General features: G+C 48.6%; 13 protein-coding genes. All 13 read left to right on the top strand.

Annotation, left to right across the window (positions count from 1 at the left end; genetic code table 11):
• Positions 1-47 precede the first annotated feature (47 nt).
• Positions 48-872 (top strand): SCO family protein, encoded by an 825-nt coding sequence (locus B160_RS0107675; protein ID WP_018627315.1) that lies wholly within the window; start codon positions 48-50, stop codon positions 870-872.
• Positions 844-1,383, top strand: coding sequence for a DUF420 domain-containing protein (locus tag B160_RS0107670; RefSeq protein WP_018627314.1), 540 nt, complete (start codon positions 844-846; stop codon positions 1,381-1,383). Before B160_RS0107675 ends, B160_RS0107670 begins: the two co-directional genes overlap by 29 nt.
• 350 nt (positions 1,384-1,733) lie before the next feature.
• Complete coding sequence (gene murA / locus B160_RS0107660; RefSeq protein ID WP_018627312.1) at positions 1,734-3,044, top strand: UDP-N-acetylglucosamine 1-carboxyvinyltransferase; 1,311 nt, start codon at positions 1,734-1,736, stop codon at positions 3,042-3,044.
• The gene (gene murI / locus B160_RS0107655; RefSeq protein WP_018627311.1) at positions 3,041-3,913 is read left to right on the top strand and encodes a glutamate racemase; all 873 of its coding nucleotides are present in this window, start codon (positions 3,041-3,043) and stop codon (positions 3,911-3,913) included. The genes murA and murI overlap by 4 nt, the downstream gene beginning before the upstream one ends.
• Positions 3,914-4,220: 307 nt before the next feature.
• The gene (gene rpmH, locus B160_RS0107645) at positions 4,221-4,376 is read left to right on the top strand and encodes a 50S ribosomal protein L34 (protein ID WP_026309617.1); all 156 of its coding nucleotides are present in this window, start codon (positions 4,221-4,223) and stop codon (positions 4,374-4,376) included.
• Between the two features lie 139 nt (positions 4,377-4,515).
• A complete protein-coding gene (gene rnpA, locus B160_RS28620) occupies positions 4,516-4,917 on the top strand; it encodes a ribonuclease P protein component (protein ID WP_051107133.1) in 402 nt (133 codons plus the stop codon).
• Positions 4,901-5,131: a membrane protein insertion efficiency factor YidD gene (gene yidD / locus B160_RS0107635; protein WP_018627308.1), complete on the top strand. Its 231-nt coding sequence runs from the start codon at positions 4,901-4,903 to the stop codon at positions 5,129-5,131. The genes rnpA and yidD overlap by 17 nt, the downstream gene beginning before the upstream one ends.
• Before the next feature lie 107 nt (positions 5,132-5,238).
• Positions 5,239-5,613: a holo-ACP synthase gene (gene acpS, locus B160_RS0107630; protein WP_018627307.1), complete on the top strand. Its 375-nt coding sequence runs from the start codon at positions 5,239-5,241 to the stop codon at positions 5,611-5,613.
• A gap of 153 nt (positions 5,614-5,766) precedes the next feature.
• Positions 5,767-7,497, top strand: a complete 1,731-nt coding sequence (locus B160_RS28615) for a tetratricopeptide repeat protein (protein ID WP_018627305.1) — start codon at positions 5,767-5,769, stop codon at positions 7,495-7,497.
• A 180-nt stretch (positions 7,498-7,677) separates the two neighbouring features.
• Positions 7,678-8,127: a hypothetical protein gene (locus B160_RS0107615; protein ID WP_018627304.1), complete on the top strand. Its 450-nt coding sequence runs from the start codon at positions 7,678-7,680 to the stop codon at positions 8,125-8,127.
• 282 nt (positions 8,128-8,409) lie between these two features.
• Positions 8,410-10,158 (top strand): tetratricopeptide repeat protein, encoded by a 1,749-nt coding sequence (locus B160_RS0107605; protein ID WP_018627302.1) that lies wholly within the window; start codon positions 8,410-8,412, stop codon positions 10,156-10,158.
• A 452-nt stretch (positions 10,159-10,610) separates the two neighbouring features.
• Positions 10,611-12,515 carry a choice-of-anchor Q domain-containing protein gene (locus B160_RS0107590; protein WP_018627299.1) on the top strand — a complete coding sequence of 635 codons (1,905 nt, stop codon included), beginning with the start codon at positions 10,611-10,613 and terminating at the stop codon, positions 12,513-12,515.
• Between the two features lie 110 nt (positions 12,516-12,625).
• Positions 12,626-12,889 carry a hypothetical protein gene (locus B160_RS0107585; RefSeq protein WP_018627298.1) on the top strand — a complete coding sequence of 88 codons (264 nt, stop codon included), beginning with the start codon at positions 12,626-12,628 and terminating at the stop codon, positions 12,887-12,889.
• The last annotated feature ends 60 nt before the right edge of the window (positions 12,890-12,949 follow it).

Genomic DNA, 12,949 nt, shown 5'->3' with positions numbered 1-12,949 from the left:
CTTTTCACGACTTTTGCGGCTTCAGAAGAACTTTAATTTCAGTTGTCTTGAACAAAAAAGCGCTATACGGGATCCTGATCGCGATCGTTCTGCCGCTCACCTGCTATTTTATTATCGGCCATTATAGCGAGCAGGCAGTGGCGCTGCCACAGCGGTTTTTCCCCGATTCCATTAACTCCACATTAAAGGACGGAAAAAAGGTTTCGGACACCGTATGGCACCGGATCAGCGACTTTAAGCTGACCAACCAACTGGGCGAAACGGTAACCCTGGATAAATACCGGGGCAAAATCCTCATTGCCGATTTTTTCTTTACCCATTGTCCCACGATCTGTCCGCCGCTTACCCGGAACATGAAGCGGCTGCAAGGGTCTATCACCAACTCGGAGCGGGTTGGCGACCGCACCAATAATGATGTGCAGTTTATTTCGTTCAGTATAGATCCTGAGCGCGATTCTGTACACCAGTTAAAAGCCTGGGCCGACCGTTTTCAGATCAATCCGCAACAGTGGGACCTGCTGACGGGCGATAAGAAAACCATCTATGACCTTGCCCTGAAAGATATGCGGATCGGGCTGGTAGATGGCAAAGGTATCGATACCAGTTTCATCCACACCGATCATTTTGTGCTGATCGACACCAGCAGGGTGATCCGGGGATTCTATCATGGCCTGGACAGTGCTTCGCTTGCCAGGATATCCCGCGACATCGTACTGCTCACATTGGAAAAAAACCCCAATGAAAAAAATGCGCTTTCCGGGCAGTTAAATCTTTTGTCCATTGTGTTCTTGATTGCGGCGGTGCTGGTTGGCTTATTCCTGATACTGTTTAAAAAGAAAAAAAATGTTACCCCCGTCGTGGACCAAAAATGATAAGAAGGCCAAGATCCTTATTTATACTTTTTCCATTATTGTATTTGCTGTTGTGGTTGCCCTGGGCCGCGTTCAGCTAAATGTTCAGCCGGGTTTTGACGTACACATCTTCGCTCTCATCAATGCCATCATCAACTCCATTGTTGCAGTATTGCTGATCACGGCCCTTCTTGCCGTAAAAAGAGGACGGTACCTGCTGCACAAGCGGATCATGCTGGTGGCCATGGTGCTCTCCATCCTGTTCCTGGTCAGCTATATTGCGCATCACCTGCTGGCAGGCGACACCAAATTCGGGGGTACCGGCACCATTCGCTTTTTTTACTATTTCATCCTGGGCACCCATATCCCCCTGGCCGGCATCATTCTTCCTTTTATTTTATTTACGGCCTACCGGGGACTGATCGGTGAATATCCCCGCCACCGGAAGATCGCCCGCATCACCTGGCCCATCTGGTTTTATGTAGCGGTAACCGGTCCCATCATCTATATCCTGATCAGCCCGTATTATTAAGCCGGTACCGGAGGAAGACTTCACAATGAAATGCAATTGTTTAAAAGAAAGACGGAGCAATCCCGGTAACAATGGTCCCGGGTGTCGATTTCAGCAAGTCCATGTTGATACAATGCCCGTCTGTGGATGATCGCATTCAGCTAACCATCAACGGTACAGTAACGTTTGAGGGTTCATTTAAAGAGCATACCGGAACTATTGCTGGTATCCGGGTCGCTTTTGAAGAGATCAGATCCATTCAATCCTTCGGATTAAAACCGGCATGATAATATCTAATCATAACAGCCTTTTTCGTTTTATCTTCGCTGCCTGTAAAATTACTAATTTCTAAAACCGGCAAATAACCAGGCATGAATGTATTTGAAGTAAGAGGCGGTAACCGTTTAAAAGGGGAAATCCACCCGCAGGGTGCAAAAAACGAGGCGCTGCAGATCATCTGTGCGGTATTGCTGACCCCCGAAGAGGTGACGATCAACAACATTCCGGATATACTGGATGTGAACCTGCTGATCGAGTTGCTGGCAGAGATGAATGTGGAGGTGAACCGGGTAGACCGCAGCACCTGCATCTTCCGGGCAAAAGATGTAAATATCGATTACCTGCACAGCGAAGCTTTCCGCAAAAAAAGCGGCAAGCTCAGGGGTTCTGTAATGCTGGCGGGCGCCATGCTGGCGCGCTATAAAAAGGCCTTTATTCCCAAGCCGGGGGGCGACCAGATCGGACGGCGCCGGCTGGATACTCACGTGATCGGGTTCGAAAAATTTGGCATCAATATCAATCACAACGAAGAAGATGGCTTTTTTCACCTGTCTGCCAAAGAGCTCAAAGGCACGTATATGCTGCTGGACGAGCCCTCGGTAACCGGCACCGCCAATGTGGTAATGGCAGCAACCATGGCCACCGGCACTACCACTATTTACAACGCTGCCTGCGAGCCCTATCTGCAGCAGCTTTGCAAAATGCTCAATCGCATGGGCGCAAAGATCAGCGGCATCGGCAGCAACCTGCTTACCATTGAGGGTGTGGATTATCTTTCGGGAACCCAACACAGGATCCTGCCGGACATGATCGAAGTAGGCTCCTTTATCGGCCTGGCCGCCATGACCCAAAGCGACATCCTGATCAAAAATGTAAGCGTTCCGGACCTGGGCGTTATCCCCAACCGGTTTGAGCAGCTCGGCATCAACCTGCAAATAAAAGGTGATGACATTCATATTCCCACACAGGAAAGCTATACCATACAAAAATATTTCGACGGAGGCGTACTGACGATCTACGACCATCCCTGGCCCGGTTTTACCCCGGACCTGCTCAGCATCGTACTGGTAACAGCCATCCAGGCACATGGCAGTGTACTCATTCATCAGAAAATGTTCGAAAGCCGGCTATTCTTTGTAGATAAGCTCATCGACATGGGCGCGCAGATCATTCTTTGTGATCCGCACCGCGCAGTCGTGATCGGTCTCGGTCGCGAACGGAAATTGCGGGGCATTACCATGAGCAGCCCGGATATCCGTGCAGGCGTGGCATTGCTGATTGCAGCCCTGAGTGCCGAAGGACAAAGCACCATCCAGAATATTGAACAGATCGACCGGGGCTATCAGCAGATCGATACCCGGCTGCAGGCCCTTGGAGCAGATATTAAGAGAAGCCAGAAATGAGCAATCAGACATCAGATACCAGACATCAGGCATCAGGCATCAGACATGATGGAGCGCCCATCGGGGTCTTTGACTCCGGTTATGGAGGCTTAACAGTATTAAAGGAATTTGTCAGTCGCTTGCCTCAATACGACTATTTATACCTGGGCGATAATGGCCGGGCGCCCTACGGCAACCGCTCTTTTGAAACCGTGTATGAATATACCCTGCAATGTGTAAAGTGGTTCTTTGAACAGGGATGCAGCCTGGTGATCCTTGCCTGCAATACGGCATCGGCCAAGGCCTTGCGCAGCATTCAGCAAAATGACCTGCCACTGATCGCGCCGGATAAACGGGTACTGGGTGTGATCCGCCCCACCACGGAGATCATTGGCAACTATTCAGAAAGTGGGGAGATCGGGATCCTGGCTACAAAGGGCACCGTCCATTCCGAATCCTATCCCATCGAGATCCGTAAATTCTTCCCGGAGACCAGCGTGTATCAGGAAGCCTGCCCGATGTGGGTACCCATCGTGGAAAACAATGAGATCCACACCCAGGGAGCAAACTTTTTTATCAAAAAGAACCTGCATGCGTTGTTTCAGAAAGGCCCGAAGATTGACGTGGTGCTGCTGGCCTGCACCCATTATCCGCTGCTAAAAGACGATATACAGGAACATTTGCCGATCGATGTAAAACTGGTGACGCAGGGGGAGCTGGTAGCCCATAGCCTGGCCGGGTACCTGAACCGCCACCCCGAAATAGAGCAGCAATGCAGCAAAAACGGGCAGCAGCAATTTTTTACCACGGACTCCACCGAGGACTTTGACCAACACGGCTCGATGTTTTTCGGGGCTCCTGTAAAGAGCCGGTACCTGGAGCTCCGCTGACAACCGTCATCAATCAGCCTTCGGCCACCAGCTGAAGACACAAAAGAGGGCATAATACCTTTTTGATTCGTGAGGATCCAGCCAGGGCAGCCGGCGCTGACGGCTGAAAGCTGATCACTAAAGCCTATAAACCATGGGCAGTGTGCTCAGATCTCTATTCGGAAATCTCAATTCTTTAAACTCAGAACTTTTCCCTACCTTTGCCATCCTTTCACAAGCCAACGGGAGTGGTGTCCTGTGGTTGAAACTTGAAAATCAGCATGTTCTCCCATGCGCATTCAAAAAAATAGTGAAAAATTAAGATATTATGAAACGTACATTTCAACCCCATCGTCGTCGTCGTAAAACTGTACATGGTTTTCGCAAGCGCATGCAAACCGCTAACGGCCGTAAAGTACTGGCAAGCCGCCGTGCAAAAGGCCGCAAAAAATTAACGGTTTCCGACGAGCGGAAATTAAAGTAGGCGGTAACAGCTCTTCAAAAAGTTTGTAGCTCCGGTAACGGGGCTATTTTTTTTCCGGTATCGCAAACATCCCGTATCCCGTGGTACGGCCGAAAAGGGTGGGGTGACCGTGATCCCGTACTTTTGTATTTTACCCGCTTTGCAACAAAAAGGCATATACTCGTTTTCGAAAAGCTCCCGGCTTAAAAGCCGCAAAAAGCTTCAGCAGGTCTTTAGTACCGGGCGCCGGCTCTATTCCGGTAATGTAAAACTATTGTACCTGAAGGAGTCCGCTGAAAACCCGGCTGTACACTGTGGCGTTGGCACCAGCAGCCGTCATTTCAGGAAGGCGGTAGACCGTAATCGCATTAAGCGCCTGCTACGGGAAGCCTACCGGCAGCAGCAGCAGCCCCTAAAAGAGCGGGCAGCGCAAACAAACAGCAGCTATTCCCTGTTTTTCTTATTTACAGGCAAAGAGCTCCCTTTATACAACGATATTTACAGGCAGGTAGGCCGTATTTTGGAAAAACTGACAAACAGTACTCATGAAGTGGTTCTTTAAAATAGGAAGTTTCCCGTTCATCCTGCTGATCCGGTTTTACCAGCTGGTCATTTCCCCGTGGATGGGACCTAAATGCCGCTATACGCCCACCTGTAGTCATTACGCGCTGGAAGCATTTAAAAAATATGGTCCTTTCAAAGGGTTCTGGCTTTCAGTAAAACGTATTTCCCGCTGTCACCCCTGGGGCGGAAGCGGGTATGACCCGGTACCGTAGCCCTGAAGGCCAGGGGCCGTTTCAAGTTGCAGGTCCAGCACTTAACGCTGGAGAAACTGCAGGAGCTAACGCACAAACGTTAAACATCGAGCTTTAAACTAAAAAACATGATCACCGGACTTGGACTTGATGTAATAGAGACGGAGCGCGTAACAGAAAAGATCCAAAAGGAACAGGGCTTCCGGGAATTGGTCTTTTCTTCCGAAGAAATTGATTATTGCGAGCCCAAGGCGCATAAATATGAACACTATGCCGCCCGATTTGCCGCCAAAGAAGCTTTTTTCAAAGCATTGGGAACCGGCTGGGCCGGGGGCACAGCCTACAACGAGATCCTGATCCTGGGAGATGAACAAGGCAAACCCGTCATTTCCCTGAAAGGGCAAACCGCCGAAACCCTGCGGCACCTGGACCTGAAAAAAATTCAGCTTTCCCTGAGCCATCTAAAGACCATTGCTGCCGCGGTGGTGGTGATTGAACAGTAAGCAGCCCAACACAACTACACCTTTATTCCGGCACACCAAAAACGCAGCCCTGATAAAGCACGTTTTAAAACATGGGGTGCTGAACGGCAGCAAACCGGGTACATAGAAGTATTTTTTATACTTTTAAGAAAGAATAACCAAATCAACTGTGTATTGAAGCAGCTGCTCCCTTTTTTCCTGTTCATGATCCCGCTGGCTTTTACAGCGGATTCCCAAACCAGGGGCACCAAGCTCATTCTGGAGGCCTGGAAAACCACAGACCACAGCCAAACCAGGAAATGCAGGGAGCTTGTTGATTATTTTTTTGAACATGCGATCACTCCCGGACAAAAACAGGCCTATTATAAGGAAATAGGTCAGTTAAAGCAATATGTTCAGAACCATCCGGCCCCACGGCTAAAGGTACGTTTAATGATCTACGAATTTCATATAAGGATCGATTCCAGTTTTAAGCCCGATTTTTTCGACGAAGCCATTAACCTTGCCTACCCCTTAAAAGATGATCAGTTGAATGCAGAGCTCTACCTGCTGCGGGGAAGTCACCCCCTTTCTCCGGATACCCGGCTGTTCTATAATCTCAAGGGTATTGAACTGGAGAAAAAAATTGGTATCCGGTATTTCCCCTATGGGTATGTCCCGTATTATGAAGTAAGCCGCTGTCTTTACGACCTGGGCGACTACAGGAAAGCCATTGACTATGGCATGCAATTCCTGGCCCTCTATTATGCTTCCGGAAGCCTGTTACTTCCGGACCATTATATTTTTCAATGCGATATCCTGGGAGCCTCCTTTAAAAACCTGAACCAGTTCGACAGTGCAAGAGCATATTATCAGAAGATCCTCCAAATGCGCCGTCCTAAAATGACCAACCTGGACAGTACCTTATGGAGCGGCATTGCCAAAGGGAATATCGGGCAGACCTATACACGCGAGGGCAAATATGCCCTCGCGCTGCCCCTTCTGGAAAATTACCTGCGGGCAGCCTATCAGCTGCACGACCGTTTGAATATCGCTATGGCCCGGAACGCCTTTGCAGATTATTATTTGCGGCAGGGTCATTACACCAGAGCGTTGCGGGCGGCCAGGCAGGCATATGATACGGCTTTCAATGATTCCCTGTTTCCTCAATTAAGGGACGCGGCACAATACATCAGCCTTATTCATCGCCGTCGCAATAATATCAGTGAGGCGTTTTATTATAATGATCTTTACCACTCATACCAGGATTCCCTCCGGGAGCTGAACAAAAAGGGAGCGTTTTCTGTAATACAGGCGCAGCTGGCATTTGACAACCTGCAGCACTCACTGGCCATTTCGCAATCTGTAGCCCTTCAACAGCGACAAAAGCAACAACTTATTTTAACAAGTATCAGTCTGCTCCTCGTTATCACAGGGCTGCTGTACAACCGAAAAAGAATAAAAGACCGGGCCAAGCTGGAAAAAATAGCATCCGACTACCAAAATGCACAGGCGGAAATAGATCAGGCAAGAGAGCGCATCCGGTTCTTTACCCAGCTTATTGTTGAAAAAAACAACCTCATCCAGGGCCTGGAAACCCATAATAAATGGGAAACACCACCGGCTGAACTAAAAAACCAACTGCTCAGCAATGCCATTATCACCGAAACCGAATGGGAAAAATTCCGCGGAGAGTTTACAAAAGCCTTTCCTCACTTTTTCTTACGAATGCACCAGAACGCCCCAAATATTACCCCGGCTATGGAACGATTGGCCGCGCTTATCTTTTTAGGGCTCAATAATTACCAGATCGCCAATACCCTGGGCATCAGCAAGGACAGCGTAACCCGCAGCAAACACCGGTTACGCAATCTTCTTTACCTGACACATGAAAAAACACTCGAATCATATTTGTTTGACTTGTAATTAGTTATGTCATTGTCCGGTTTTTGTCTCGCTATTTTTTTGTAAACCATTCCTTTTTCAAAGCAACTTTAGGTAACAGAACAAATTAGCTGCTGTTACAAATGCGCTGCTTCAGGCGCTCCCTGTCTGCCTGTTTCTGTAAAAAAATTAACTGATTATTGTACGCTTAAAAAATATAAAATGAAACTCCTCCTCATCTTTGTAGCAACTGCTTTGAGCATTCATGTTGTTGCCAACAAACCTGCCCCTGTCATCAATGAAAAAGTACTGAACACCTTCAACGTAATATTTAAAGATGCGGGCCAGGTTTCCTGGATAGAAGCCCCCGACTATATTATTGCCGTCTTCAAAAAGGATCATATCCTTTACCGGGCGATGTTAGACAAAACAAACGGCAGTCTTTTACAGACCATACGTTATTACGGGGAAAAGAATTTGCCGCCTAATTTATTATTCGATATAAAAAAGAAGCTCGGGGAAAAACAAATCTTTGGCGTAACAGAAGTAATGACTGCCCACACAACCAACTATATCATCGTCGTAAACGATGCAAGAAATATGTATAAAATAAACGTTGATGCCGATGGTAATATTACCTTCTTAAAGAAATTCAAAAGACGCGATGCATAGGGCCACAACAGGTGTATTACCGGTAATCTGAACAGCAAAGACCGCGCATTAACAGGATCGTTTCACCGCTGTGGCATAGCATCCGGCCGGATGCCGCTGTAATTTTTTTCTCTTGGAATAGTCCCGGTGTTGTTTTTACTTCTGCCGGTTTCAATACCAGCCCTTCCATCGTCCTGAAAGGATCCATAGCCTTCATCCATTGCATGGGCCCGGTATCTCAAAAAATGTCCCATTCCGAAGCTCTTTCAAATCCGTTATATTTACAGCGCCAACTTTTTTGCGGTGAAATTGATATGTTTCCTTTGGTGCCTTCTATTCAGTACTGCCTCCCTATCCCAGGATGCGGAAATAACGCCTTACCTGAATGCCTGGAAAGTATCTGACCGGACCCAGAGCTACCGTTCACAGGCCTTCTTTGACTCGCTGTTGCTTCATAAAACGGATAACACCTATAAAAATAAATTTCTGAACGATATTACCCGCTTGCACAGCTACTTAGAACAACATCCGGACAGGAGGCTGGACGTGCGGTTATTGATGTTTGAGATCATGGCGGCCCGGGAATACAATTATGAAGAGCGGTACTATGATACCATCGATGAGGCCATAAAGATGGCGTACCCGTTAAAGGACGATCAGCTGAATGCCGAGCTGTACAGCATCCGGGCAGATATGCCGCCAGCTACGGCCACCCATCTGCTTTATAACCTGAAGGCCATTGAAATACAGAACAGGATCGGATTTGAGCACTTCCCGTATGTTCAGAACCGCTTTTTTGGCGTCAGCTCTGTTCTTTATGCGCAGGGCGACTATATACAATCCATTGCCTATGGCAGCCAGTGCCTGAAAAAATGGAGCCTGGACAGTATGCACCGGGATCCCTGGGTATATATCTTCCAATGTGATATCCTGGGTGCCGCTTACAGGAAGCTGAACCGGTTTGACAGTACCCGGCGGTATTACAACCTCATACTCCAGGCCCTGGAACACAAAACCGATCTGCGGATGGCCCGGCTCTGGCGGGGGATTGCCAACGGGAATATCGGGCGAACCTATACAGAAGAAGCCCGTTTTTCAGAAGCGCTGCCGCTGCTTACAGAATATTTGCAAAGCAGCCGGGCATTTCCGGATTCACTCAATATTGCTATGGCCCAGAACGCCTTTGCTACTTTCTATTACCGCCAAAACAAATACGGGCCAGCGCTGCTCGCCGCCCGGGAGGCCTGGAGCATTGCCCGGCATCACAACATCTATGCGCAACTTATCAGCGCTTCGGATCATATGAGCGCCATTTACAGGCGAACCGGCCAGACAGACAGCGCATTCCACTACCATGAGCTGTCAGACACCTATAAAGATATTATGCGGGACAGTGTCAAAAAGAGCGAATTGTCCGTCGTTAGTGCCCGTATCGCCTTCGACAACCTGCAGCACTCCCTCATCCTGGCGCAATCGGTAGCCAACAGGGAAAAAAGCATCCGCAATGCCGTTTTGGCCGGTATCGTCCTGCTTACCATCATCACCTTGCTGCTGTATAACCGCAAAAGGGTCAGGGAGCTATACAAGCTGCGTGTTGTCGAACTCAAACATGCGGCAGCAAGAAAAGACATTCAGGAGGCGCGTGAAAAGATCACCATTTTCACCAACAGCATCATTGAAAAGAATGAGCTGATCGAAATATTGCAACAGCGTTTAACCCATATCCGGGATACAGGGGCGGAGCTATCCGAACACCTGTTAGCAAACCCGCTGCTGACGGAAGACGGGTGGGAGCAGTTCCGGAACGAATTCTCCAAAGCCTATCCCGCTTTTTTTAATAACCTGCGCCAGCGTATGGAAAACCTTACCCCTGCAATGGAGCGGCTGGCAGCGCTGATATTCCTGAAACTGACCAATTACCAGATTGCAAACACCCTCGGCATCAGTAAAGACAGTGTGGCCCGCAGTAAACGCCGCCTGCGCACCAGCCTGAACCTTGCATCCGACCAGCTCATGGAGGAGGAAATTGCCACACTCGACACAGGTTCCTGAGCAAAAATACTTGTCCGCTTTTTGTCCGCGCAAAATTTCCGCTGAAACCAGGATTTGCCCTACTTTTAAATGTACTTTTCTGTATCATGAAACGCAAGAAACATGTATATGTTACCCTCTTTATCCTTCTGATAGCGCTCATTCTGATACTTTCAGTCTGGATCTATTATGAGCGCAGGATCCATCCGTTCTAATTCCTGACCATAAGGGGTCGCAATCAGTAACCAATGCTTTAAAAAGACAGCCGCGCATGCAGCTGTCTTTTCTTTAAGGTATGCCCGCCAGCGTGTCCGTATTTTGTCCGCGTCTCGTCCCGGTTTCGTCCTGCCCGGATTTTGGGTTGCCGGTTTTGATAGGGCATCTTTACAACGTCAACGACAATAAGGCCCACCCCTTTAAACAGAAGCTGCCTGATCCAAAAACAAACAATCGTTACCAAAAAAGCCCGACAAATGAAAAAGCTAAAATTAACGTTTGCCCTGTCTTTTATCTTATCTGCATCCATGCTGAACGCCCAGACACTGTACGTAGATGCCGCGGCCACAGGCGCCAATAACGGCAGCTCCTGGACGGATGCCTATCAAAATCTCAGCATTGCATTAAAAACAGCACAAACCAACCCATCCATTACCCAGATATGGGTAGCCAAAGGCATATATGCACCGGCAAGCACCAGCAACCGCGATTCAAGTTTTTATATAAACAGGAATAACCTGAAACTTTATGGGGGTTTCAGCGGTAATGAAACGAACCAGAGCCAACGCAATATAGCAGCAAACACCACCACGTTAGACGGCAGAAACATCGCCTTTCATACCATGATCATCGAACTGGATACGTCAACAGCCAATCCGCCGGCCATCGATAATACGACCCTCATCGACGGATTTACATTCATTAACGGGAATGCCAATAAAGGAGGCGTTACCGGCGATTTTCATCCGCAATACGCAGGCGGAGCCCTTTTTATTTCCTGCAGTGGCATGTCGCAAAATATTACGCCGGCCATCCAAAACTGTATTTTTAAAAACAATTATGCATACCAGGGAGGGGGAGCCATTGCCTATTATGGCATTAGCACAGCATCCAATATATTCCAGGTTTTCAACTGTACTTTCCAGGATAACCGGGCGAGCTATGCCGGCGGTGGTCTGAGCATCATGCAACTGGATGCTGCTTACTATGGCGTGCCGGGTGTTTATAACACTGCAATTTCCCACTGTGCCTTTAACGGCAATATCGTAGATAACGCCTCGCAAAGCCAGGGTGCCACCGGAGGCGGTGCCGACGCCTTTGGTGAGGGGCAGTTGCGCATAACCAATACGGTGTTCGCCAACAATACCGTCAACAAAGCAAGTACCCAGGCCGTTTACAAGGGATCTGCCATAAGCCTCCGGACGGGCAACAGCAAACCTGGGCCGACCCTTACACTGGTAAACAGCCTGGTTTATTATTCGGGAACAGAAAATGTTCCGGTACTGTATAACGCCGCCGGCACCGCTCATCTCATTAGCAGTACCCTTTTTAATGCACAGGGCGCGGTTTTACACATAAACGCAAACACCGCAAATACGAGCGAGAACAGTATTTTCTGGACCCGGGCTGCCAACACCGATGTAATGACTGCCGGGAGCGGATCACCTGCGATAACATTTACCAATTCAATCTATTCCGCCACCTATCCGCCGGCAATCATCGTTACTGCTCAAAACGCCTTCACCAGTGACCCGTTATTCAATAACCCCGCGGCAGGCGACTTTACCTTGCAGGCCGCAAGCCCTGCAATGAATACCGGCGACAATACTTTATACAACAGCGGTATTTATGGCAATGCGGACCTCGCCGGCTATAGCCGCATTGCAAACAGTATTATTGATATGGGCGCGTATGAAGCCAACAGCGCTGTGTTGCCTGTTACCTTCGGCAATGTTGTAGCACTGATACGCAACAATGTTTTACAGGTGACCTGGACCACCGAAACAGAAATCAATAACGACCACTTTGATATAGAGATCTCCGCCGACGGAAAAGAATTTAAGCCGCTGGCTACGGTAAAGTCGAAAGCGCCAGATGGCAATAGCACCAAGGGGTTGCACTATAACTATACCATAGACAGAGCCACAGCGCTGTCCGGCGGCATTGCCGGACTTGCCATCCTTTGCCTGGGCTTTTCGGCCCGCAGGCGGAAATGGAGATGGGTGCCGGCCGTTTTCATCGTTGGTGCGCTGATCTATGGCTGTTCTAAAAAGGATACACCTGTTGACGGATACAATGCCAGGGTCTATCTGCGTATTGCGCAGACAGATCAAGATGGGAAAACAGCCTATAGCAAAATCGTGCAGGTCACGCAGGAGTAGATTGGATGACGGATATTACCGGCCGGCCAAGAATAACAACAACGAGCCGTACCGCTACCAGATGAGTTCCCATCTAACTAAATACAATCACGTTTAAAAAAAGAAAACTTATGCCCACAAAAACCTTTACATTTAATAATATAGGTGCCGTTACGACCATTGAGGCCACCACTTTTAGCAACCAGATCGTCGTTACCCTTCAGGGGGCAACAGGAGCATATGCATTTGAAGCAAAACCCCAGGAGGGCTTTGTACAAAACCGGAAAAGTGCCTCCGGGAGATTTGTTTTTAAGCTCTCGCATACCAATGCCGGGTTATACAGGATCACCCTAAAATCCGGCGTTGCCCCGGTAAAAGCCATGATTGCCTGGTAGCGCGGGGTATTGCCGGGCTCTGTGGAATGGAAGGTATATCGGCGACCGGTATTCCTGACT

Origin of the sequence: Niabella aurantiaca DSM 17617 (assembly GCF_000374125.1) — a bacterium.
GTDB lineage: Bacteria > Bacteroidota > Bacteroidia > Chitinophagales > Chitinophagaceae > Niabella > Niabella aurantiaca.
This window is presented reverse-complemented; position numbering and strand designations above follow the sequence as displayed.

Coding starts and splice junctions, on each gene's coding strand:
- B160_RS0107585 (WP_018627298.1), top strand. CDS start 12,626: ATGCCCACAAAAACCTTTACATTTAATAATATAGGTGCCGTTACGACC.
- yidD (WP_018627308.1), top strand. CDS start 4,901: ATGAAGTGGTTCTTTAAAATAGGAAGTTTCCCGTTCATCCTGCTGATC.
- rpmH (WP_026309617.1), top strand. CDS start 4,221: ATGAAACGTACATTTCAACCCCATCGTCGTCGTCGTAAAACTGTACAT.
- B160_RS0107615 (WP_018627304.1), top strand. CDS start 7,678: ATGAAACTCCTCCTCATCTTTGTAGCAACTGCTTTGAGCATTCATGTT.
- murA (WP_018627312.1), top strand. CDS start 1,734: ATGAATGTATTTGAAGTAAGAGGCGGTAACCGTTTAAAAGGGGAAATC.
- murI (WP_018627311.1), top strand. CDS start 3,041: ATGAGCAATCAGACATCAGATACCAGACATCAGGCATCAGGCATCAGA.
- B160_RS0107590 (WP_018627299.1), top strand. CDS start 10,611: ATGAAAAAGCTAAAATTAACGTTTGCCCTGTCTTTTATCTTATCTGCA.
- B160_RS0107670 (WP_018627314.1), top strand. CDS start 844: ATGTTACCCCCGTCGTGGACCAAAAATGATAAGAAGGCCAAGATCCTT.
- acpS (WP_018627307.1), top strand. CDS start 5,239: ATGATCACCGGACTTGGACTTGATGTAATAGAGACGGAGCGCGTAACA.